The organism is Chryseobacterium rhizosphaerae (assembly GCF_003385455.1).
Classification (GTDB): domain Bacteria; phylum Bacteroidota; class Bacteroidia; order Flavobacteriales; family Weeksellaceae; genus Chryseobacterium; species Chryseobacterium rhizosphaerae.
This window is the reverse complement of record NZ_QNUF01000017.1, coordinates 1-23,707: the sequence shown is the minus strand read 5'-3', so window position 1 is coordinate 23,707 and position 23,707 is coordinate 1. Positions and strand designations below refer to the sequence as shown.

Below are 23,707 nucleotides of genomic sequence, written 5' to 3'. Positions count from 1 at the left end.
TATTCTACTTTTGCAAAAGTTCCCCTTTAATGAAATGTATTTTAAACCACAATTATTATTAAAAAATAAGAATCTGTTTTAGATATGTTGGAAAAAAATGATGAAAAAATAAACGGATTTCTATTTGTGATAGTACTTCCGCTTCTGCTGTTTGCCATGTCTTATTATGGATTTGAATCTTCCTATACAAGGTTGAAAACATCAGAAAAAACTCCGGAATTTTTATTTTCCTCTGTATATGCTTATAGGGTGATTCCTAATTATCTCAGTGTACAGATGACGGATGTGATGTATTATCTGATCAATGGGCCTTTTTCCTTCTTTAAAGATTTTCTGTCTAAGAATGGAACACCATTTTATCATGGCCTTTTTCTGATGAACAGTTTTTTCTTTATCCTCTGTTCGGTTCTTATTAATAAAATGCTTCAGTTTAAAACGTTGTTTTCTGATGTTAATCAAAGAAGGGTCATTCATTTACTTTCAGTTTTTTTCATTGTTATCGCTCAATATGCACCTACAAATTGTGATACTATTGCCTTATTTTGTTACTTATCAGGTGTTTTTCTTACGTTGAAATATCTGCATACACAGCAAAAGGGGTATTATGGAAGTTTAATCGTCCTGATCATTATTTCCACCTTTGTAAGGGAAACGGCATGTCTTAATATTGCTTTTTTTGCGGCGGTTTTCTTTAATGTGAAAGACGTTCAGGAAAAAAATTACCAATTTGTATGGATAATAATTCCATTGGTTGTTGCTTTTCTGGTTCCCTATCTTGGATTAAGAAAATTTATTACCACAGAAGAAACTACCTTTGTAGAAGGTTTTTATATAGACAGAAACTTTTCAAGTCCGTTTAATCTGGCGGGATTGGTTTTTGCAGTCATCGTTCTTTATTTTATATATAGGCTTTGTACCGTTCGAGAAAACAGGTTTGTATTTGGCAAATATCTTTTCTTTTCACTGCCTTATCTTATTATGATTACCTTAGTCGGATTGTTTTGGGAAGTGAGACTCTTTCTTCCTTTGATTCTGACCGGGATTATCATAACATTTCACCAGTTTAAAAAAACAGCAGAGATTCAGTTAGTATGAGTTTATTACATCCATATTATATTATTGCAATTATATATATGCTGTTCTTCAGTGTTCAGGAGGTATATGGTAAAAAAGTAGATAAAAAATGGTTTTGGTTTCTGGGTATCTATCTGATCATCATTGCCGGGCTTCGTGATAGTGTAGGGCCGGATTATGGTAGTTATCGGGGTATTTATATTTATTCCGATACGAAAAGCTATTACAGTATCTTTATGAAGATGCTCCATTTGAAGGGGCCGGATACCCTGGATGTAGAATGGCTCTATACATTGATTAATAAGATATTGCTTAATGTATTTAATGCCCCTTTTTATATTGTCACCCTTGTTATAGCCATTTTTGCAATAAGCTTTAAGATAGAATACACAGAAGACAATACTTTTTACCCCTTTACCTTTACCCTTTTTATGTTTATTCCGAACTTCTTCATCGGAGAAAGTGGGCAGATAAGACAAAACCTGGGTACCTTTATCGTCTATTTTGCAATACGCTATATCAAAGAAAGAAAACTGTGGCATTACCTGTTCTTTATATTTTTAGGATCGGGAATTCATAGTGTATGTTATCTGTTTTTGCCCATGTATTGGCTGGCCCGGGTTCCTCTGAACAAGACCGTTATGCTGATTATGATCATAGGTTCCGTCTTTCTGTCGCCCTTTGAAATCTATAGGGTCTTTGGAGATTTTTTAAATGGAATGACGGAAGAAAGTACATTGGTAGAAGGGTTTAACGGATATATGGATGAGACTGTACAAAGATTGAATGGGGGTATTGGTATTCCGGAAGCAATGATGGCAATTCTTACCTTTTTCCTCTTTGTTTTTGATACCAAGATGAAAGAGCTGTATCCTTACTACGAATACCACCGGAATTATGCCGTGGTAGGAATTTGCTTCTACTTTATTTTCAGGAACAATCCTATATTCTCGTCCCGTCTTGCGGGAGCATTTATCGGGTTTTCATATATTATAATTCCTAATGCAATGTATGTGGTCTCGGCCAGGGTTAAAAATATGATCTATGCATTTATCATTGCTTTGGTAGTATTTAATTTTATTGTTTTTGCATCCTTTAATAATATAAAAGCGGGAAGGTTCTCCATAGATTTATATAAGAACCATATTCTTCCTTAGAAAATATTCAAAAAATTTAAGAAAAAGACAGCTCTTAGTGAGCTGTCTTTTTTGCAATATAATAATATCTCGTTATATAAGAATAGTGAGTTTTTAGCGGTAATTGATTTATTTTTAATTATTTTTATTTTAATTAAAATATGATATGCTTATTTTTAAATTAAATCTGTTTTTTTTGATGTAGGCTTAAAAATTGTATTTCTGTAGTACACACAAAACCAGAATATGAAACGTTTAGTAAAAAAATTAGCAGCAATTTTTTGCTTAGTGTCGATTGGTCTCTGTTTTAAAGGTAACATAATGTCCATGAAGGATCTTTCTTCAATTGGATATAGCGTAAACGTTTTGACTTCGAGGGAGTTGGATTCGTTGAATAAGCCTCAGAATAATCCTGGTTTGATTGTTATTCCTGACTGGAAAAAGGCGCCTAACAGCTATTATTTTGATCCTGCTCAAAGTAGTGACGGTTTGTTTATTCCTGTAAGAAAAGCTTATGCTATGTGGGAAGGTGATTCTTATATTAAAGGAAACGGAATTCCTGGAGGGACAGTGACAGCAGATGTGCTTTGGGAAGATGTGCATGGTTTGATTAAATCAGGAGCGGCCTATGCTTTAGAAATTTCGGGATCAGGGCAGGATGCGAAAATAAAAGTTCCCGTTAATAAGACTAAAAAAGGAAATGCAGTTATTGCTTTCAGAGTGAATGGAGAAATCTACTGGAGCTGGCATGTATGGGTTACCGATGATCCTTCCAATGGCTCATCTTATAAAAGTTTTGAGAACCTTCAAAGGTTAAGATCAGACGGTAGTGTTGAGCTTATTCCTGATTTTGAGTGGAAATGGATGGATAGAAACCTGGGAGCTCTTACCAGTTCTATTACTGCATCGGATTGGAACAGAAGCAATGGATTGCTTTATCAATGGGGAAGAAAAGACCCTATTCCGCCCCTGGTAACAAGAGGGAATGATTTCTATGAAGCATCAGGATCTATAGGGCGGGTAAGACATAGAGCGGCAAAAAATTTCACCAATGCGGTAAGTATTGATGACCTTACGAAAGTAGTACTGCTTTCTGCAGCAGAGGTGACAAATAACATCAGGCTTTCTGTAAAAAATCCTTTGGGCCTGATCTATATTAATAAGAATGATAATTCCGGGCAGGCCTATTACAATAATGACGTCAATCTTCCTGTAAATTGGTTTGGTCGAACTTCTGATTTACCTGATAACAGGCTCTCGGAACTTAATCTTTGGTCTGATAATTCACAAGGGAAAATTGCGGAAGGCTATAATAACGACAGCAGTGCCAAACCATATAGAGATAAATCCCCATATGACCCTTGTCCGAATGGCTGGCGTATTCCGTCTATGCTTGTTGCCAATCTTGGATCTTCCTCTTATATAGATGATATCAGAGTAGATTTTTCCCCTTTTGGAGTTAAAACCAATATAGGAAAAAATGCTTTCGAAGCCAATAAATACCACATTATAAAACCGACAGACGCAGGTGTTCCGGCGTTTATGACCGGTTTTAAGATCTACCCGAACTTGGGATTTGATCTCTCAAGTGTTAACGGTTATGATATGGGAGTATTTCCGGGGACCGGGCAACTCATCAGGAATGCTCATTTAGGGCAATATAGTGATCAGCATCATACTGCATTATGGACGGCTACTATGACCAGGCATTTTGATACTTCTCCTTCAGTTAGTGTCAGGGGCTTAACGATGATTCCGGATAAAGGACAACCTGATGTGCCCGATCCGGGTTATCCCAATATCCGGGGAAGATATTTTTATATGCCCATGTCCGGAATGTATACTTCAGATGCCAATGGATGCCGATGTATAAAAGATCCGTTGTATAAGATCAATGATTATGATTTTCCAACGGAATATATACCTGCTGCAGTGCCAGATTACAAAGAAGGAATCAATAACCCTAATACCTATCTGGCTACAAAAAGTACACAGCCCTATACTGTGGAAATTCCTGTCAGTAAAGCTTTCTCGGTGCAGAGTCAGGTGCTGAATAACCCCAATATATTGATTTCCTCAAGTTTTAATAATCTGAAAGCCAATGTTCTCTGGACTACCAATGTCAACCTCATTAGCAGTGTTTCCATGGTCAACCCATCTCCGTCTACACTTCAGGATATCAGATTTTCACGCATATCAGTAGAGATACGGCCTAACCAGAGTGGAAATGCAGTTATAACACTGCATAACGGAAGCATTACAAACCCTGTATACTGGAGCTGGCATATCTGGATTACGAATACTCCTGTGGTTTCTTACGCGTATACAACAGAGCTGCCGGTCAAAGAAGCCGTGAATTATGTAAATTATGTAAACAAAGCAGATATCGTACTGATGACTGAATTTCTGGACCGGAATATAGGTGCTTTGTCTGCTTTTCCCAATGTTGAAAATCCGTTAACTCCTACTGCTTCTGAGCTTTCAGAGATAAGAGCATCTACAGGATTGCATTACCAATGGGGAAGGAAAGATCCTTTTCCTACATTTCAATATGCGGATAACCGAGCCTCTTTCAATGTATTTTTAGGGAAGGTTCAGGATAATGGCAGCATTTCATATACTACACTTTCAGCTGCAACCTATAATAACCTTTCAGCAGGATATATAGTTCCTTATGATACATATGCTCCCGCTTCGGGTATTCAGGGAATAGATAAACCGGTTGATAAAGTGAATAAAATAATATCTTATTCAGTGCAGAACCCTTTGGCTTTTATGATACCAAGTACTTTTTCACCATTTAACAGTGCGTCGCCCAACTATACCAATGGAACAGACTGGGTTGCTAATGAGCCCAATCTTGCTCCGGAAAGATGGGGAAGAGGCGGAGGAAAATCTCCTTTCGATCCATGTCCTGAAGGATGGAGAATTCCGGATCTTACCAGTGTAGCGCTGGTTTCCGGACAGGATTTTGGACAGACTCCATGGTATAAAAAGGATAAAAATATAGCGACCTCCTATAGTATTGTGACCGACTATAAGGGAATTCGTGTGAGAAATCCATCTACCACTTCTACAATCGGGTATCAGTTTTTAGATAATGCGTATAGCATTGGAAATTATCCTGACTCAGGTTCCCGGGCATTCAGAAATGTTGTAGGTAATCAGTCTCCACAAGGAACTTTTAATGTGGTGAATTTTCAGTATGCAGGAATATGGACGGATGCACTGGCTTCAAATTATCTGGGAAGAGCTGTTAATGTATTATTTGATGCGGCTTCTGCTGCCAATCGCCTGATAGCCTTTCATGATAATAATGATCCGTATTTTGGAATGGGTTGCCGGTGTGTAAGAATTAAATATAATGCTTTTGGAAAAGAAGAAGGACCTGCTTCCAAATTTGTAATCACTGCGCTGAGGAATGGTATAGGAAGTCCCGTGGGGTTCAGTACTATAGAGCTTAAAACGGAAACCATGCATATTTCAGTGTTTCCCAATCCTTTTAAAGATATTCTTTACCTTAAAGAATCTGAAAATAAGGACTATACCTATGAAGTATTTGATGTTTCCGGAAGGCTTGTGAAATCGGGAAAATTTGAAAATAAACAAACAGATCTTTCCTCTTTAGTTCCGGGAGGATATTTAATAAGAATAAATAATTCTGAGGCTGTTGTGAAAATTATAAAAAGGTAAACCTGTAGTAATAGAGCTAAAAAAAGCAGAATAAACCTATTTATTCTGCTTTTTTTGGAGAATACATATATTCTGTGTCTATAACAGTTGATGAAAAATTCTATATCCCTTAAGATTGATAAGTTGGTAACATGCTAAAACATACAATATAAAGGACTTGATTAGTCTGAAGAGGTTTGTCATCATGCGCGTTTAAGAAATCTAATTGTCAAATTAAACGAATAGAACAAAAAGTATATAATAAAAAAGCTTTACTTTTGCAAAAAATTTTTAGAATGTCGAAAAATTTAGTAATCGTCGAGTCCCCGGCAAAAGCAAAAACTATTCAGAAATATTTAGGAAAGGATTTTGAAGTGAAATCCAGTTTCGGTCATATCCGGGACTTACCTAAAAAAGGTATGGGAATAGATCTTGCCACATTCAGTCCCGATTACGAAGTTTCTGCAGATAAAAAGAAATTGGTGACAGAATTAAAAGCTGCAGTAAAGAAGGCCGAAATGGTTTGGCTGGCTTCCGATGAAGACCGCGAAGGAGAAGCTATTGCCTGGCACTTAGCAGATGAGCTAAAGCTGAAGCCTGAAAACAGAAAAAGAATTGTTTTCCATGAGATTACTAAAAATGCCATTCTAAAAGCAATTGACAATCCCAGGGATATTGACCAAAACCTGGTGAATGCTCAGCAGGCAAGAAGAGTACTGGATAGAATTGTAGGTTTTGAAATGTCTCCTGTTTTATGGAAGAAGGTAAAGCCGGGATTATCCGCAGGAAGAGTTCAGTCTGTAGCGGTAAGATTAATTGTTGAAAGAGAAAAAGAAATCCGTGAGTTTGTTCCAAAAGCAAGCTTTAAGCTAGACGGGATCTTCCTGAATAATACAGAACAGGAAATTGCCGCTAAGCTGAAAAAAGATTTCAGCAAAGAAGAAGAGGTTGAATCTTTTTTTGAAAAGGTAAAAACTACAGAATTTAAAGTTTTAAATGTAGAAACCAAACCAGGGACACGTTCTGCTTCTGCTCCATTTACAACTTCTACAATGTTGCAGGAAGCTTCTTCAAGATTAGGATATAATGTGACAACCACCACTCGTCTGGCTCAGAGGCTGTATGAAGAAGGATTTATTACCTATATGAGAACAGACTCTGTGAATCTTTCTCAGGAAGCTATTGAAGGAGCTAAAAAGCAAATCATATCAGAATACGGAAGAGAATATTCTGCACCAAGAAATTATACTACGAAATCTGCTTCAGCACAGGAAGCTCACGAAGCGATCCGTCCTACAGATTTTAGAGTGAAGAGTGTAACTGATGCACAATTAAACAGATTATACCAATTAATTTACAGAAGAACACTTGCATCGCAAATGTCGAATGCTAAGATTGAAAAAACGGTTATTGAAATTGGAAATGCATCTCTTCCTCAGCATTTTGAGGCACAGGGAGAAGTTATTATTTTTGATGGTTTCCTGAAAGCTTATGGTATTGTAAAAACAGAAGACGATGATGAAGAAAACAACGAAAAATTATTACCTAAAGTAAGTGTTGGAGAAGTTTTGACTTATAAAACAATTACGGCTGCTGAAAAGTTCACAAGGCCGAGTGTGAGATACACGGAAGCCGCTTTGGTAAGAAAGCTTGAGGAATTGGGTATTGGACGTCCTTCTACCTATCCTCCTACAATTCAGACAATTCAGAATAGAGAGTATGTGGACAAACGCGAGATCGAGCCGAATACACGTGAAGTTGTTAAAATTACTTTAAATAAAGATAAAATTAAAAAAGAAGTCCTGGACGAAAAGTTTGGAGGAGATAAAAATAAATTCATTCCTACAGATATTGGTGAAGTTGTAAATGACTTTTTAATTGACAATTTTAAAGAAATTCTGGATTATGGTTTCACTGCAAGAGTAGAAGAGAGTTTTGATGAGATTGCTAATGGTGATCAGAAGTGGAAAGAAATGATGACTGATTTCTACTCAAAATTCCACCCAAGAATTGAAGATGTAGAAGAAAATGCTGACCGTGCAACTGGAGACAGATTATTGGGAGTAGATCCTAAAACAGGTAAAAATGTTCACGCCAGAATTGGAAGATTTGGAGCGATGATTCAGATTGGAGAAACTGACGATGAAGAAAAACCAATCTTTGCTTCATTGATGACCGGCCAAAATATAGCCACGATTACTTTTGAGGAAGCTATAGAATTGTTCAAATTACCTTTTGATTTAAATGAATTTGAAGGGCATGCTGTTTCTGTAGGGGTAGGAAGATTTGGACCTTATGTAAAATGGGGTGATACTTTCATCAGTATCCCTAAAGGTGAAGATCCTTTATCTGTGAGCCAGAGCCGTGCAGAGGAAATTATCAACGAAAAGAAAAAAGCCGATGCGCCGATTGCCACTTATAAAGGGGAACCGGTGACCAAAGGAGCAGGAAGATTCGGTCCGTTTATCAAATACAAAGATATTTTCATCAATGTTCCGAAGAAATATAATTTTGACAACCTTTCTCAAAGCGATATCAATGAACTGATTGATGCTAAGCTGGAAAAAGAAGCGAACCGTTATATCCAGCAGTGGGAAAAAGAAAAAATATCTCTTGAAAACGGAAGATGGGGACCTTTCATCAAATTTGGAAAAGCAATGTTTAAAATTCCAAAGAAAAATGATGATACAAAATATGATGCTGAAGAATTGAAGGACATTTCTCTGGACGAGGTGAAAAAATGGATTACCGCTCAGGATAAAAATGCCTTTGCAGAAAAGAAAAAACCTGCTGCCAAAAAAACTGCCGCTGTAAAGAAAACAGCAACAGCTAAAAAGCCAGCAGCTAAAAAGAAGTAATATTAAAATAATAATACAAAGCCGTTAACAAATAGTGTTAACGGCTTTTTTTATGAATAAAAGCACTAAAGAGGTGAGGAGTTGCTATGGTTTTTTTTGTATGTTTGTTAGATAAAGCAATTAGTAAATTATCACCTTATCAAATTTTTTGAATTAATATGGATTTTGAAGACTTTATCATTTCACCAAGAAATTTCAAAGCAGAAACCTGGCAGATTGGAAGTCGAATTACAAAAGATATAAAAGAGGACAGCATTGTACTTTTATTTGTATCAGATTACAGAGGAGCAGGCGGTGAAGCAGAGGTACAGGATTTTACAGCAGTAAGAAAGGAGTTTTACAAACTTTCTCAGCTTGATTTTGAAATTCCTATTGTAGATCTTGGAGATTTGGTTTCAGGGAAATCTGTTCAGGACACCCATTACATTTTACAGGAAGTTTTGTCGGCCTGTCATTATAAAAGAGCGATTCCTGTCATTATAGGAGGTTCCAACGACTTTGCCTTTTCTTTATTTTCTGCATTAAATTTTCATCAGAAAAGTCTCAATTTTACTCAGATCAGTAATATGATCTCCCTTAAGCAGGGAGAAGAAATTAATGAGTATACGTTTTTAAGCAAAATTTTTGGAGCAAAGAATTTTTCTATTAAAAATTACCATCATTTAGGATATCAGAAACATTTAAATGAAGTAGATTCTGTTCGGTTGATTAAGGAAGTAGAATTTGATATTATCCGTTTGGCTGAAATGATGAACTCTACTGAAAAGACAGAGCCTTTCTTCCGAAGAGCAGATCTTGTAACTGTAAATTGCGATGCTATTGAAAGTTTCAGTGAGCCTTTTTCTATGAATCCTCAGGTGAATGGGTTGAATAGAAGAGAAATTTGTGCCTATATGAAAGAAATAGGGCTGAGCGAAAATCTGAAATCTGTAGGAATCTTTAATTATAATATCTATTCTGAAAATCAACTGAATCACCAGCTATTAGCTCAAATGCTCTGGTACCTGACAGAAGGTATTAATATTCAGAGATCACATCCGAAAGAAAGACATCATGAAATATTCTATGTGTTGGTTGATGACAGACAGTATGCTTTCAAACGGGATACTTTCAGTAATTTATGGTATTTTGGTGAGGATGAGAATATAGAAAACTGTATTCCTTGTTCCCGGAAAGATTTTGATGATGCCAAAAAAGGCTGGCTGAATGCAAGGCTGACGAAAATTTAATGTATGATAAATACTCTTTCAAAAGTTTCCATCATTGTTCCTGTGTATAATGTCGAAAATTATTTGACAAAATGCCTCGACTCTTTGGTTAATCAGAGTTTTCAAAACATTGAAATTCTTGTGGTGAATGACGGCAGTAAGGACCGTTCTGAAGATGTTATTAAAGAATATTCTCAAAAATATCCTGAAAAAATCAAAGCTTTCACTAAAGAAAATGGTGGACTAAGTGATGCCCGTAACTTCGGACTTGACAGGGCAACAGGTGATTATATTGGGTTTGTGGACAGCGATGACTATGTTACAGAAACAATGTTTGAAGAAATGCTTCTTCTGGCAGAAAAGCATCAGGCTAAAATGGTGATTTGCAATATCCAAAAAGTAGATCAGAATGGAGAAATTACCCAGAAGCTGACCCAAATACCTCATATGCCTGAGGAGATAGACCTTGAAAAAAACTTTTCTGTTTTTTCAGATATCAGCTATTTTGCCTGTAACAAATTGTTTAAAAAAGAACTCTTTCATCAGAAAAGATTTAAGAAAGGGGTGCACTTTGAAGATATTCAGCTTATTCCACAGCTTTTGCTAGAATGCAAAAAAATTGCTCAAACTCAGAATTACCATTATCAGTACCTTGAGCGTACGGACTCCATTACAAAGACCCATACTGAAAAAGGACTTGATATGCTGAAAGCAGTAGCAGATGTTGAAAATATCTTTAATGAATCACAATACACTCATAAAAGAAAAGAGCTGAAAAATTTTCAGATTTTTGAAGGAGTTTATTCATTTCTGGCGTATCTGGCATTCGTTAAAAAAGATGAAGTGTTTTATGAAATGGCTGAACAACTGGATGTTTTCATGAAAAAAAGACATATAAAAATTCAAGATATATTGAACTATAGTCGTTTTGGTAAGAATTATCTTTTATCTTTGCCAGTGAAAAAAAAGATTTTTTATCTGTTATTTTTTGCGGGGCAGAAGAAACTGATAAGAAAATTAATGTAAACACAAATGTAAGTACTATTGTTTCGGATAGTAACGTTATGATGTAGATGATTCGTTGTATCTATATGATGATTTTTCAAACGAGGCATGAGTAACTGAATAAGAAAAAAATGAAAAATTTTGAATTGTTCTTAAGCGGATCGGGGATACCTATTTTCTATGTGAAGATAGGTTTAGGCTTTATATTCTCCTTTTTAATCACTTTTTTTTCTGTACCTACCATTGTAAAGATTTCAAGAAGAAAGAATCTGATGGATGAACCTGGAATAAGGAGTTCACATCTCAGAAAAATTCCGAATCTTGGCGGTATAGCGATCTTCTATTCCATAGGGATCTGTGCTTCTATTTTTGCCTACGAGCTGTTTGATCTCTATAAGTTCTTATTTGCATCATTAATTATCCTGCTATATGTAGGGGTAATGGATGATATTGTCGTGATGAGGGCCTATAAAAAGCTTGTGGCGCAGGTCATCGTATCTTCATTGGTTGTTATTGGATCAGATATCAGAATCCGAAGTTTATTTGGAATATTTGGAGTATATGAACTGAGCTACTTCGTAAGTGTAGTATTCAGTATTATTACTTTCATTGTTCTTATCAATGCATTCAACCTGATAGATGGTATAGACGGCCTTGCAGGAGGATATTCTGTGATTTGCAGTGCCCTGTTCGGAATAAGCTATTACAGACTTGGGGAATATAATTATCCATTGGTTATTTTATCCGTTGTGATCATAGGAACTGTTTTGGCATTTCTGTATTATAATCTGTCAAACTATAGAACCAATAAAGTATTTATGGGGGATACAGGATCTATGTTGCTAGGCTTTTTGTTAGCATTCACATCTATCTGCTTTATTGATATTTTTATTGATAAAAAACTGGCAGATGTACCAAGATATCACTTACAATCTGCACCCGTTGTGGCTGTGGCTATTTTAATTCTGCCTATTGTAGATACGTTAAATGTAATTATGATAAGGCTTTACAATAAAAAGTCACCTTTTGATGCAGATAAAAACCATATTCACCATAAGCTGCTGAAACTTGACCTTACCCACAGGAGATCAACCTTCTATATCATTCTTTACTATCTCATGATTGTAGGAATTGCTTATTATTTAAGACATATGAATGTAAATCTACTGCTACTGGTTATTATTTCACTGGGCTTTTTGGGAGCTTATTTACCGGATTTATTGTATCGGTTAAGAAATAACAAAAATTAACAATTTAATCTTTACTTTTGTAAACATATTTTAACATGATGAAGAACTTTAAGTATTTATTTTTAATATTACCCTTTTTAATTACTTCCTGCATCACAACAAAGGATGTGCGATATTTACAGCCAAGTGAGAGTCTTGTCATAAACGAAGAAGGTCTTGTTCCCTACAATATCCCTGTTTATAGGATTACTAAAAATGATATCCTCAATTTAAACATCGTTACCACTCCTAAAGGAGATGCTGCCCAGTTTTATTCTGCCTATAATGCATCCGGAGGAGTAGGTATTCCCGTTTTGAATAATGCCGCTTCCGGAATAGGAAGAACTAGTGGAGGAACTGGAGAAGGTTCCAGTTTTGGAGGAAATACAAGCTTTTATTTTAACGGTTTAAAAGTAGACTCTAATGGTGATATCAATGTTTTTGGAGTAGGCTATATAAAAGCTGAAGGAAGAACGTTGGATGATATAAGCAAGGAAATTCAAGGAAAAGTAAATGAAAACTTTCAGGATGGTAAATCTGAAGTAAGATTAAATACGAACGGAATTACCTACTATATTCTTGGAGATGTAGAAACTACCGGTATTTCAGGTGAGAAAGTGGCGCATAAAAATACAATGACTATTACCGAAGCTTTAGCCATAAATGGTGGGCTGAACAGAACAATCGACCGGAAAAATGTTGTAATTCATAGAAAATTACCGGAAGGAATTAAAATTGCTAAAATAGACCTTACCCGGGAAGATCTTATGAATTCTCCTTTTTATTATGTGCAGAATGGAGATGAAATTTATCTGAACACGAGAAAGAAAAGCTTGAACGGATTCGGAAAAGATCCTATTCAGACACTACTTACCAGTGTGACGGCAATTACAACTGCATTGACTTTATATACAATCCTACAAAAACTTTAATCCTATGATTCCAGGAAAAGACGAAAAAGTAGGAAAAAATGACTCCTCAAAAGAAAAGTATGGGGTGTTTGCATTATTTGATATTGAACATTTTGTAAGAAGAATAATTAAAAACTGGTATTGGTTTGTATTTATGCTGTTTATTGGATATGCCATTTCTTGGATATACAGTAAATATTACGCGCAGAATATATTTGCATCAGATATATCCTTAAGTACTTCAAACAATACTGCCAGCTTTTTACAACCCACTCAGGCAAGCCAGTCCATTAATTTTATCTGGGGGCAAAATGGTAACCAGGACGGAATATTTTTAAAGAAAATGCTTTTATCACGATCTCACAATGAGTTTTTGGTAAAAGAGCTGGATCTGTTTGTTAATTATTCTACCAAAGGGCTTATAAAGTCTACCTATTTGGACAAAGATGACTCTCCGGTATTTCTTGAGATTGATAAAAAACATCTTCAGCAGACCCATTACCCCATTACCCTAATTCCAAAAGGAAATGGAACATATGAGGTGGTTCTTCCGGAAGAAGGAGAATCTACCAACTTATACAGCTACGAAGCAGAAAACTTTCAGGCCATTAGACCTTATACCCGACCTGCTAATAAAATTATCAGGATAAATGAATGGTATAATTCTCCTAACTTAAGATTTAAGCTGGTTCAAAACTTGGTAACTCCTAAAATCAAATTTGAGAATATCATTATTAATCTGAATACTGTCAATGAAAGTGTTAATGATATTGTTTCTACAATTGCTGTAGATTTCGATAAAGAAATCAGTACGATAATGGTTATTGTAAAGAAAGGGTACAATCTGAACAGTACTGTAAACTTTCTTAATAAGTCTGTGGCTGAACTTCAGAAAAAAAGACTTGCTGATAAAAATATAGTGAACAAAAACACGGAAGCTTATCTGCAGGGGAACTTAAGTAATATAAGAAAGAAGTTAGATTCAAGTGCTAACGTGCTGAATTATTTAAAAACATCAGAGAAACTTTATAATATTAAAGACAGGGATGAGAAGTCTCTAGATAAAATAAAAGAGCTTGAATCCAGAAAAGCTGATCTGGTTAGTAAAATCAGTTCACTTAATACAATTAAGAATACCCTTCAATCCCAGGATTTCGACAAAATGATCGGAACTAATGCAGCAGGCTTCGAGGATGGTATGTTCTCTGCTTCTGTTACCGAACTGAAGGCTTTATATGCTAAAAGATCAGAAATGGCTTTAATTTATAAAGCGAATTCTGAACCTATGAAAGAAATCAACCGACTTATTAATGAGTCGAGAATGGGGGCATCAAATAGTCTGAGAAATTATTATACTAAATACTATGATGAGATCAATAAAATTGATCGGGATGTCTCAGATGCCAATTCAGACCTTGCTTTATACCCTGAAAAAGAAAGAAAATATCTGGATGCAGAACGAGGGTATAATATGATAGAAGCTACCTATAACAGTCTTTTGGGAAGGCAGAATGATACACAGATGAGAATGGCGACCAACCAGTCTGATATCACGGTTATTGACCCTGCTAAGAATTTAGGCCAGAACCCTATCGCTCCCAATATAAAACTGGCTAAGATTATTATTATATTAGGAATGTTACTTCTTCCTCTTTTATTTATTTTAATAGGAGAACTTCTGGATAATAAGGTGAGAAATATTAAAGAACTATTAAGTGCCACTAAGATTCCACTACTGGGTGTTATCGGAAATAATAGTAACGAAAATATGCTTACTGTTTTGGAACAGCCAAAATCATCAGTCTCAGAAGCGTTTAGAGGAATAAGAGCGAGTATGAGGTTCCTAATGAATAATGAAGAAGAAAAAGGGAAGGTAATATTGGTAACTTCTTCCATTGGTGGAGAAGGAAAGACTTATGTTTCTATCAATTTAGCTTCTGTAATTGGTCTGAGTGATAAAAAAGCAATCCTCCTGGGAATGGACCTTAGAAAGCCTAAGATCTTTGGAGACTTTAAAATTGACAATAAATATGGGATTTCAAACTACCTGACAGGAGAAGTAGAAATAGACCAGATTATCAATAAAACGAGAATTCCAAATCTGGATGTAGCGACCTCCGGGCCCATTCCGCCAAATCCTTCTGAACTTTTAATGAGCCAGAGAAATATTAAATTTTTGGAAGAACTAAAGGAAAAATATGATTTCATTATTATAGATTCTCCGCCGGTAGGTCTGGTTGCAGATTCTTATGAACTGATGAAATATTCTGACGCCAATATCTATGTCGTTCGTCATGAGTATACCGAAAAATATATGCTTAAAATGATTACCGATAAGTATCATAATAATGAAATTAATCATCTAGGGCTTATTTATAATGATTATAATACAAAACAAGGTTACGGCTATGGTTATGGCTACGGTTACGGCTATGGGTACGGTTATTTTGATGAAGATAAAAATTATAAAGAACCATTGTTGATCAGGATAAGGAACAAAGTGCAGACAATGTTTAATAAAAAATAGAGCTTTAAACCCTCATATAATGGGGGTTTTTCTATATATTATGTATTTTCAATCTGTGAAAAAAAGAATATTTTTGCCACTTTATCGTTTACTTTATAACAAATTATGTTTTTTTGTTTATTTTTAACTAAACATTAAGATTATCATTAATATAAAAATGTTTTATATTTGCAAAAATTAAATTTTAAAATAACCATAAATCCATATTCTTTTATGAATAAAAAATTATTGTTTAGCTTCCTTGCTCTCCTTGGAGTAGTAAGTGTTAAGGCACAAAGAAACGAATTGGGGATTCGTCTAGGTATGAGTAACCTAGTGGGAGATGTAGGAAGTACGAATTATATTTTACAAAAGCCGTTGGATTTAAATAAAGTTTCAGATTGGGGATTCCCATTTTATGGAGGATTATTATATAGATTTAATTTTAATCCGCACCAGACTGTTAGATTGGACTTAGGGTATAACCAGATTCAGTTTAGCGACAAGGTTGCGAAAGAAGAATACAGAAAAAACAGAAACTCATTTGGAAAGAATAATGTGTATGAAGCAAGCTTAATGTTTGAATACAACTTTTTTCCAATAAATAACGAGCAGATAAGCATGGTAAGTCCATATATTTTCGGAGGTATCGGAGCTTTAATGTTTGATGCTCCCAAGGCTACTCTTATGAATGATTTCAGAAGAGATGCAGATGGAGTAGCACAAGCTCCTATCAATGAATTGGACTTTAAAACTTCCACAGAATATTCATTAGGAAAAAAAGTGACAATGCATATTCCTTTTGGTGTTGGTTTGAAATATAAATTTAACCATTCTTGGGCTATATTTGCAGAGGCTACATTTAGATATACGTTGACTGATCAGCTGGATCATAGCAAAGTGCTTTCTAAAGATATCAAAGCTTCTTATAATGCAGATATTTTAGACCCTACCACCGGAGGTTCATTATTGCAGTCAGGAAACTATTATGCTGTTGCTAAAGAAAGAGAGGAGGAGTTTATTAAAAAAAGAAATATTGGAGATGATAGATCTAATGATTGGATGAATACTTTCAGTTTAGGACTGACTTTTTCATTCGGAAGACCTCCATGTTATTGTGATTAATTAATATGTCGTTGATTAAAGATAAAATAAATTCTGAGAATTTACCGAAACACGTGGCTATCATTATGGATGGCAATGGAAGATGGGCAAAATCTCGTGGCGAAGAAAGAACTTTCGGCCACAAAAATGCCATTAATGCTGTAAGAAATGCCATTAATGCATGTAATGAGATCAATATTCCCTATTTAACTCTTTATACGTTCTCTTCAGAAAACTGGAGCCGTCCTGCTGAAGAAGTAAATAGCCTTATGAATCTACTGGTTGAGACTCTACTGCTTGAGGCAGAAGAAATCTTCAGTAAAGGATTAAGGATGCATGTTATAGGGAATTTGGAAAAACTGCCTACATTAGTAAGAGAACAATTGCTGCGTGTGGTAGAACTTACAAAAGAAAACACAAAAGGAAACTTAGTATTGGCTATAAGCTATGGTTCACAAAATGAAATTTTGAACGCCATAAAGAATATAAGTTCTGATGTAAAAGAAGGAAAAGTAGAGGTAGAGAATATTGATGAAAAATTATTCGAAAACTATCTGTATACAAAAGACTTTCCTCCTGTAGATTTGCTGATAAGAACCAGTGGAGAAATAAGAATAAGTAATTTTCTTCTTTGGCAGATCGCCTATGCAGAATTACAGTTTTTAAATGTTCTATGGCCGGATTTTACCAAGGATATCTTCTTCCAGTGTATTGTAGATTATCAAAACAAAGAAAGAAGATACGGATTAACCGGTGAGCAACTAACAGGCCAATAAAATTTTAAGAAAAGAAAGACTCGATAAAATGAAGTTTAGACTATTACCCATCATTATGTTTGCTGCTTCTGCGCATTTTTATGGACAAGTAACTCCACAGGATAGCACAAAAGTAAACAATGCTGTGCATGCAGAAAGTGAAGTAGGTACTTATACACTTAAAGACATTGTTGTAGATGGGGTAAAAAAATATACACCAGCTCAAATCTTACGATTTACAGGATTATCCAAAGGAGAAAGCGTAGATATTCCAGGGCAAAAAATCAGCAATGCTGTTAAAAAGCTATGGGATACACAATCTTTTTCCGAAGTGGAAGTTTACGTTCAAAGTATTGAAGGGCAAACTGTAATTCTTAGATTCTATCTGGAAGACCTTAAAGAACTTGGAGAAGTTAAATTCAAAGGGAAAGGAATCGGTAAATCTAAAAGCGAAAAACTTGCTAAGGATAATAATCTGAAACCGGGAACTAAAATTACCCAGAATTTAATCTCAAGCCTTAAAACAAACATCCCAAAAGACTATATTAAAAAAGGTTTTGCAGATGCTAGAATCAACATTGAAGATAAAGTCAATGCAGGAGATCCTGCATTAGTAGACTGGACGATCAATGTAGATAAGGGTAAAAGAATAAAAATTGATCATATTGAATTTGAAGGTAACGAAAGTGTTACAGACAGTAAACTTAGAAATAAGGCCTTCAAAGAAACTAAGCAAAAGCGTTTTGGTATCGGAGGAATTTTGAAGTCTTCAAAATTCATTGAAGACAAATACCAGGAAGACAAGCGTGGCCTGATCAATTATTATAACTCCTTAGGATACAGAGATGCGAAAATCGTTTCAGATTCCGTATGGAGAAATAAGAGAAATAATTACGAAATCAATGTAAAGTTGAATGAAGGTAAAAAGTATTATATCGGGGATGTTACATTCACTGGAAATACTGTATATCCTACAGATTACTTACAGAGATTGTTAGGATATAAGAAGGGAGATATTTACGATGCAGTAGGATTCAACAAAAAAGTTGGAGAAGATGGTGGTAAAGAAGATGATTCAGATATTAAATCTGTATACATGAATAATGGATACCTTTTCTCTAATGTAACCCCAATAGAAAAATCCGTAACGGGGAATGCCGTTAATCTGGAAATCAGAATTACTGAAGGAGAACAGGCTACATGGAATAAAGTAACATGGCAAGGGAATACCACAACCCATGACCACGTTATATTGAGAGCTTTAAGAACAAGACCTGGTGACCTTTTCAAAAAGACGGAAATCAAAAGAACGTATTTTGATCTTGCCGGGATGTCTTTCTTTGATCCACAACAGATCGGACAGGACATTCAGCCTAACCAGCAGGATAATACCGTAGATGTTAACTGGAAGCTTGTAGAAAAAGGATCTTCCCAGGTTCAGCTGCAGGCAGGATATGGTGGTAACAGCTTTATTGGTACTTTAGGATTGACGTTTAATAACTTCTCCCTAAAGAATTTCCTTAAATTTAAAGACTTTAAACCAGTACCTCAGGGTGATGGACAGACGTTATCTATCCAAATGCAGGCAGGACAATATTTCCAAAACTATGGTATTTCATTTACTGAACCATGGTTATTCGGAACAAAACCAACTGCACTTTCTGTAAGTTTAAATAACTCAAGAGTAAGATACAGTGATAATTTAGGAAACTCACAAAAGTTAAATATCTTCTCGGCATCTGTTGGATTAAACAGATATTTGAACTGGCCTGATGATTACTTCTCATTGTATACAGGTGTTCAGTTTCAAAAGTATAACTTCAGTAATTATCCTTTCCAGTTTGGAGATACTACAGAATATTATGGAGATGCTAATAACTTTAGTATCAATGTAGGATTGAGCAGAAACTCAGCAGGTATTGACCCTATTTTCCCTACAACAGGTTCTAATATTGAGCTTTCTGCAAAGCTGACCCCTCCATATTCATTGTTTGGTAAAAAAGATTATTCTACAATGGCTGCCATCGATAAATATAAGTGGATGGAATTCTATAAAATTAAGTTCAAGGCAGATGTATATAATGAAATTGCCGGAAAGTTAGTTTTAAGATCTTCTGCTGAAATGGGATTCATGGACGGTTACAACAGCAATTTAGGGGCTCCGCCATTTGAAAGATTTTATATGGGAGGAACCGGTCTTTTCGGAGGTAGATATGATGGTCGAGAATTAATTCCTTTAAGAGGTTATGAAAATGCTTCTAACTACGGAGGAGATGCTTCTCAGGGAGACATCACTCCAAAAGGAGGTGGAACAATCTATAACAGATTTACTTTAGAATTAAGATATCCGATTTCAATGAATCAGACAGCTAAGATTTATGCATTAACGTTTGCTGAAGGAGGTAATGTTTGGAATTCTTGGGGAAATTATAATCCTTTCCAGCTGAAGAGATCAGTAGGAGTAGGGGTAAGGGTTTATATGGGAGCGTTTGGATTGATTGGATTTGATTTCGCTTATGGATTTGATAAGACAATTTCCGGAACAGACCCATCAGGCTGGAAGACTCACTTCTTGATGAACCAATCATTATAATTATAAATATGAAAAACTTTAAAGTAACTTTCACATTCGTATTGCTTTTATTGTTTGGGCTTAATAATGCTCAGAAAATAGGAGTGGTGGATACTGATTATATTTTAAATAAATTACCTCAGTATAAAGAAGCCGAAGCAAGATTAAACTCACAGATCGATACATGGCAGTCAGAACTTCAAAATCTGCAATCAGAGTATGAAAGAAAGAAATCTGCATTTGAAAGTGAAAAAGTATTATTGATAGGAGATCAGTTAAAGCTAAGAGAAAAAGAAGTAGTAGATCTTGATAAGAATGTTAAAACAACTACCAGTCTTCGTTTTGGCGCCAATGGTGAAATTACAAAACTGAGAACAAATCTTGTTTTACCGTTCCAGGATCAGATATGGAATGCTATTAAAACAATGTCTGAGAAAAATGGTTTGGGCATAGTTCTTGATAAAAGCAATAACATTAGTGTTATTTTTCTCCAAAAAAAATATGATTTTACAGACAAGGTCTTAGACATTTTGTTGAAAGGAACTGATAAGAAAGAAAAAACGAATAGCAAAAAATAAAAATTAATTATCAAATTAACTTTTGCTTAAATTTGAAGTCTAAAAACAAATTAAATTATTTATTATACCAGTTATGAAAAAATTAAGTGTATTATTTGCAGCAGTAATGATGGTTGTATCGGTAGGTATGGCAAAAGCTCAAAAAATTGCTACTTTAGATGTGATGGGAGTTCTTAATGCAATGCCTGAAAAGAAAAAAGCAGATGCTGATATCAAAACATTCTTGGATACTAAACAAGCTGAGATCAAGAAAAAAGCTGATGCAGGGCAAGTAAAACTAAAGCAGTATACTGAAGAAGCTCCTAAAAAGACTGCAGACGAAAACAAAGCTAGAGAAGCTGAATTACAAAAAATTCAGGAAGAAATAGCTCAAATGCAGGATAAAGCTCAAAAAGATCTACAAGCAAAACAAGATGTAGCTTTCGCACCTATTGAGAAAAAACTAAACGATGCAGTAGAAAAAGTAGCTAAAGCTAGCGGATATGATTATATCATGGATGCAAATTCAGCAGCATTTGTTTACAAAGCAGGACCAGATGCTACTGCAGCTGTAAAGAAAGAATTGGGAATTCAATAATTTCTGCGAATTAACAAAGATTTATAAAACTAACCGCCTCTTTTAGAGGTGGTTTTTTTATTTTTGCGGAATGGAAAAAGAAGTATCAACCACGGTTAAAGTTAGGTTTAGTGATTGTGACCCAATCGGACATTTAAATAATGTAAAATATTTGGACTATATGTTCAATGCAAGAGAGGATCATGTAGAAACATTTTATGGATTTACCTACGAGGAATATACTAAACAGACTGGCTGTACTTGGATCGCAATTCAAAATGAAATTGCCTATTTAAAAGAAGTAAGATACAATACCCAGGTCGTAATAAGCAGTAAAACAATAGAAATACAGGATAGAACAGCTAAAGTAGAAATTCTGATGAAAAGCTTGGACGAAAAAACCGTTCATGCTGTGCTTTGGGTAACGGTTATTTATTTCAATATTAAAACCAGAAAATCAGAAATTCATCCTGAAGATATCAAAGAGACATTCCATAAGTTTTATGTAGATTTAGAGCAGAAAGACTTTCAGCCAAGAGTTAAATTCCTGAGATCTCAAAACGCAAGGAATTCTTAAAATTGAGGATTAATCTTTTTATTAATTTAAAATAATAATATAAATGAAGAAAATACTAGTAGTAGGAAGCAATGGACAATTAGGAAATTGTATTAGAAAAATTGCTCCCGATTTTGAAAATACATATGAATTCTTATTTACAGATTCAAAAACCTTAGATATTACAAACGAAGAGCAGGTTAATGACTTTTTTTACGATAACAAGCCTGACTATTGCATCAACGCTTCAGCTTATACAGCGGTAGACCTGGCAGAAAAAGAGAAAGAAAAAGCATTTGCTGTAAATGCTGAAGGAGTAGCTCATCTTGCTCAGGCTTGTACAGATTATAAAAGTATATTAATTCATGTCTCTACAGACTATGTTTTTGATGGAGATACAAACCTGGCCTATTCAGAAGATGATTTTACAAGCCCTATAGGGGTATATGGTCAGTCAAAAAGAAAAGGAGAAGAGCTTGCTTTGGAAATTAATCCCCAAACTATTGTTCTGAGAACATCCTGGCTGTATTCAGAGTTTAATAAAAACTTTGTGAAGACCATGCTGAATTTATTTTCTCAAAAAGATGAGTTGGGTATAGTTGCTGATCAGTTTGGGCAGCCTACCAATGCCAATGACCTTGCTGAAGCAATAATGAACATTATTGAATCTCCGGTAAAAACTTTTGGTATTTTTCACTTCTCAAATTATCCGGAAACAACATGGTTTGAATTTGCCAAAAAAATTGCTGAGTTTTCAAAATCATCAGTAAAACTAAATCCTCTGACAACAGATCAATACCCAACCCCGGCAAAAAGACCGGTAAGAAGTACCATGTCATTGGATAAGATAGAGGAAACTTACCATATAGAAGCTAAACATTGGGAAAATAGCCTGGAAGAATGTGTAAGCATACTTTCACAACAATAATTTATAGAGTATATGAAAAATCTAGCAATCATCTTTTCTGTATTGTGCTTCCAGTTTTGGAATGCACAAAATGTTTACCTGATTAAGGTAGAAAAGACAAATGATAACCAGGATAAATTTCTATACCGGAAAGATGATACCCTATCAGAGACGATTTATTTAGGAGAAGTAGAAGTTCAGGGGTTTACAAAAGATGACGCTGGAATTTTTTCATTAGTGTATAAAAAGGCAAAGGAGATAGGTGCTAATGCATTTGCACTAAAACCTTTTGAAAATGTTGATGGAACTGCTCAGCCCTTTAATCCAGCCAACTATAAAATTGCACTTTATTATACGCCCAAAGAAAAATGGGTAGGGAAGGACGGCATGCTGTATGTATTTGCTTCCTCGGAGAAAGCTCAGAAGATTAGTGTTAATCAGAAAGACTATACCTTACAACCCCGGACATTTATCAAAGTAAAAATTGTTCCCGGGGAAATCTATACCGTTTCAACGAAAAAACTTTTGGGTTCTACGATAAAAGTTCAGCCAAAGGATAATAAGGATAATATGTATTTTCAGATTTCATCTTTGAAAGTTAAATCAGATACTTCCGGAAATGGTGGTTTGAATCTTAAATCTGGTGATGTGCATGGTTTGGAGAAATCTTATGCCGAGTTTCTAAGCCTTATTTATAAAGATGATACACCATTAAAATAACAATATCCTATTTAATTCCTGTTTCTAAATACTGGAAGGCTAAATTTTATATCTTGTTTAAAATTTTTAACCCTGCGATCCAGTATGTTAGATTTAAATATTACATAATTGTAAATTTAAAGTTAAATAAACTTGTTTGGTATAGGTAAGTTGACTTACCTTTGCCCCACTGAAAAACGAAAGATATTCAGTAAGCGCAGAAGAGCTTTTAGCTAAGCAGAAACGATATACTTTATAAGATAATAATTCTAAAAAACGTGATCAAAACTTTTTAAAAATAAAAGTTGCGAAAGTGAAAAAGATTTGTATCTTTGCAGTCCCAATATGGGAGCGCAGGAGTAGATGGATTGAGGGTTTAGA

The 23,707-nt window shown here is 35.0% G+C and carries 17 protein-coding genes; all 17 read left to right on the top strand.

The annotated features are described in order from the left end of the window. Window positions 1-84 precede the first annotated feature (84 nt). Window positions 85-1,095 carry a hypothetical protein gene (locus DRF57_RS14455; protein ID WP_115919271.1) on the top strand — a complete coding sequence of 337 codons (1,011 nt, stop codon included), beginning with the start codon at window positions 85-87 and terminating at the stop codon, window positions 1,093-1,095. Next, a complete protein-coding gene (locus DRF57_RS14450; protein WP_228450393.1) occupies window positions 1,092-2,231 on the top strand; it encodes an EpsG family protein in 1,140 nt (379 codons plus the stop codon). Before DRF57_RS14455 ends, DRF57_RS14450 begins: the two co-directional genes overlap by 4 nt. 306 nt (window positions 2,232-2,537) lie before the next feature. Further along, entirely contained in the window at window positions 2,538-5,903 is a 3,366-nt protein-coding gene (locus tag DRF57_RS14445) for a T9SS type A sorting domain-containing protein (RefSeq protein ID WP_157969897.1), read from the top strand. A gap of 275 nt (window positions 5,904-6,178) precedes the next feature. Beyond that, window positions 6,179-8,740: a type I DNA topoisomerase gene (gene topA, locus DRF57_RS14440; RefSeq protein WP_115919267.1), complete on the top strand. Its 2,562-nt coding sequence runs from the start codon at window positions 6,179-6,181 to the stop codon at window positions 8,738-8,740. A gap of 158 nt (window positions 8,741-8,898) precedes the next feature. Next, entirely contained in the window at window positions 8,899-9,969 is a 1,071-nt protein-coding gene (locus tag DRF57_RS14435) for a formimidoylglutamase (RefSeq protein WP_115919265.1), read from the top strand. A gap of 3 nt (window positions 9,970-9,972) precedes the next feature. Beyond that, on the top strand, window positions 9,973-10,974 hold the full coding sequence (locus DRF57_RS14430; RefSeq protein ID WP_115919263.1) for a glycosyltransferase family 2 protein: 1,002 nt from the start codon (window positions 9,973-9,975) through the stop codon (window positions 10,972-10,974). Window positions 10,975-11,084: 110 nt separating this feature from the next. Beyond that, the gene (locus DRF57_RS14425) at window positions 11,085-12,203 is read left to right on the top strand and encodes a glycosyltransferase family 4 protein (RefSeq protein ID WP_115919261.1); all 1,119 of its coding nucleotides are present in this window, start codon (window positions 11,085-11,087) and stop codon (window positions 12,201-12,203) included. A 35-nt stretch (window positions 12,204-12,238) separates the two neighbouring features. After that, a complete protein-coding gene (locus DRF57_RS14420; RefSeq protein ID WP_115919259.1) occupies window positions 12,239-13,114 on the top strand; it encodes a polysaccharide biosynthesis/export family protein in 876 nt (291 codons plus the stop codon). A gap of 4 nt (window positions 13,115-13,118) precedes the next feature. After that, window positions 13,119-15,620 (top strand): exopolysaccharide transport family protein, encoded by a 2,502-nt coding sequence (locus tag DRF57_RS14415; RefSeq protein WP_115919253.1) that lies wholly within the window; start codon window positions 13,119-13,121, stop codon window positions 15,618-15,620. A 213-nt stretch (window positions 15,621-15,833) separates the two neighbouring features. Then, window positions 15,834-16,724, top strand: coding sequence for a type IX secretion system protein PorG (gene porG, locus DRF57_RS14410; RefSeq protein WP_047492521.1), 891 nt, complete (start codon window positions 15,834-15,836; stop codon window positions 16,722-16,724). A 5-nt stretch (window positions 16,725-16,729) separates the two neighbouring features. Further along, complete coding sequence (locus tag DRF57_RS14405; RefSeq protein ID WP_047492522.1) at window positions 16,730-17,479, top strand: isoprenyl transferase; 750 nt, start codon at window positions 16,730-16,732, stop codon at window positions 17,477-17,479. Between the two features lie 28 nt (window positions 17,480-17,507). Next, window positions 17,508-20,051, top strand: a complete 2,544-nt coding sequence (gene bamA, locus DRF57_RS14400) for an outer membrane protein assembly factor BamA (protein ID WP_115919252.1) — start codon at window positions 17,508-17,510, stop codon at window positions 20,049-20,051. An 8-nt stretch (window positions 20,052-20,059) separates the two neighbouring features. After that, a complete protein-coding gene (locus tag DRF57_RS14395; RefSeq protein ID WP_047492528.1) occupies window positions 20,060-20,608 on the top strand; it encodes an OmpH family outer membrane protein in 549 nt (182 codons plus the stop codon). Window positions 20,609-20,681: 73 nt separating this feature from the next. Next, window positions 20,682-21,185, top strand: a complete 504-nt coding sequence (locus tag DRF57_RS14390; protein WP_115919251.1) for an OmpH family outer membrane protein — start codon at window positions 20,682-20,684, stop codon at window positions 21,183-21,185. Window positions 21,186-21,255: 70 nt separating this feature from the next. Beyond that, window positions 21,256-21,741, top strand: a complete 486-nt coding sequence (locus tag DRF57_RS14385; protein ID WP_084087138.1) for an acyl-CoA thioesterase — start codon at window positions 21,256-21,258, stop codon at window positions 21,739-21,741. A 43-nt stretch (window positions 21,742-21,784) separates the two neighbouring features. After that, window positions 21,785-22,648, top strand: coding sequence for a dTDP-4-dehydrorhamnose reductase (gene rfbD, locus DRF57_RS14380; RefSeq protein WP_047492537.1), 864 nt, complete (start codon window positions 21,785-21,787; stop codon window positions 22,646-22,648). A gap of 12 nt (window positions 22,649-22,660) precedes the next feature. Further along, the gene (locus DRF57_RS14375) at window positions 22,661-23,347 is read left to right on the top strand and encodes a hypothetical protein (RefSeq protein ID WP_115919250.1); all 687 of its coding nucleotides are present in this window, start codon (window positions 22,661-22,663) and stop codon (window positions 23,345-23,347) included. The last annotated feature ends 360 nt before the right edge of the window (window positions 23,348-23,707 follow it).

Excerpts from the sequence above, each read along its gene's own strand:
- DRF57_RS14455 (WP_115919271.1), top strand. The coding sequence starts at position 85 with ATGTTGGAAAAAAATGATGAAAAAATAAACGGATTTCTATTTGTGATA.
- DRF57_RS14450 (WP_228450393.1), top strand. The coding sequence starts at position 1,092 with ATGAGTTTATTACATCCATATTATATTATTGCAATTATATATATGCTG.
- DRF57_RS14445 (WP_157969897.1), top strand. The coding sequence starts at position 2,538 with ATGAAGGATCTTTCTTCAATTGGATATAGCGTAAACGTTTTGACTTCG.
- topA (WP_115919267.1), top strand. The coding sequence starts at position 6,179 with ATGTCGAAAAATTTAGTAATCGTCGAGTCCCCGGCAAAAGCAAAAACT.
- DRF57_RS14435 (WP_115919265.1), top strand. The coding sequence starts at position 8,899 with ATGGATTTTGAAGACTTTATCATTTCACCAAGAAATTTCAAAGCAGAA.
- DRF57_RS14430 (WP_115919263.1), top strand. The coding sequence starts at position 9,973 with ATGATAAATACTCTTTCAAAAGTTTCCATCATTGTTCCTGTGTATAAT.
- DRF57_RS14425 (WP_115919261.1), top strand. The coding sequence starts at position 11,085 with ATGAAAAATTTTGAATTGTTCTTAAGCGGATCGGGGATACCTATTTTC.
- DRF57_RS14420 (WP_115919259.1), top strand. The coding sequence starts at position 12,239 with ATGATGAAGAACTTTAAGTATTTATTTTTAATATTACCCTTTTTAATT.
- DRF57_RS14415 (WP_115919253.1), top strand. The coding sequence starts at position 13,119 with ATGATTCCAGGAAAAGACGAAAAAGTAGGAAAAAATGACTCCTCAAAA.
- porG (WP_047492521.1), top strand. The coding sequence starts at position 15,834 with ATGAATAAAAAATTATTGTTTAGCTTCCTTGCTCTCCTTGGAGTAGTA.
- DRF57_RS14405 (WP_047492522.1), top strand. The coding sequence starts at position 16,730 with ATGTCGTTGATTAAAGATAAAATAAATTCTGAGAATTTACCGAAACAC.
- bamA (WP_115919252.1), top strand. The coding sequence starts at position 17,508 with ATGAAGTTTAGACTATTACCCATCATTATGTTTGCTGCTTCTGCGCAT.
- DRF57_RS14395 (WP_047492528.1), top strand. The coding sequence starts at position 20,060 with ATGAAAAACTTTAAAGTAACTTTCACATTCGTATTGCTTTTATTGTTT.
- DRF57_RS14390 (WP_115919251.1), top strand. The coding sequence starts at position 20,682 with ATGAAAAAATTAAGTGTATTATTTGCAGCAGTAATGATGGTTGTATCG.
- DRF57_RS14385 (WP_084087138.1), top strand. The coding sequence starts at position 21,256 with ATGGAAAAAGAAGTATCAACCACGGTTAAAGTTAGGTTTAGTGATTGT.
- rfbD (WP_047492537.1), top strand. The coding sequence starts at position 21,785 with ATGAAGAAAATACTAGTAGTAGGAAGCAATGGACAATTAGGAAATTGT.
- DRF57_RS14375 (WP_115919250.1), top strand. The coding sequence starts at position 22,661 with ATGAAAAATCTAGCAATCATCTTTTCTGTATTGTGCTTCCAGTTTTGG.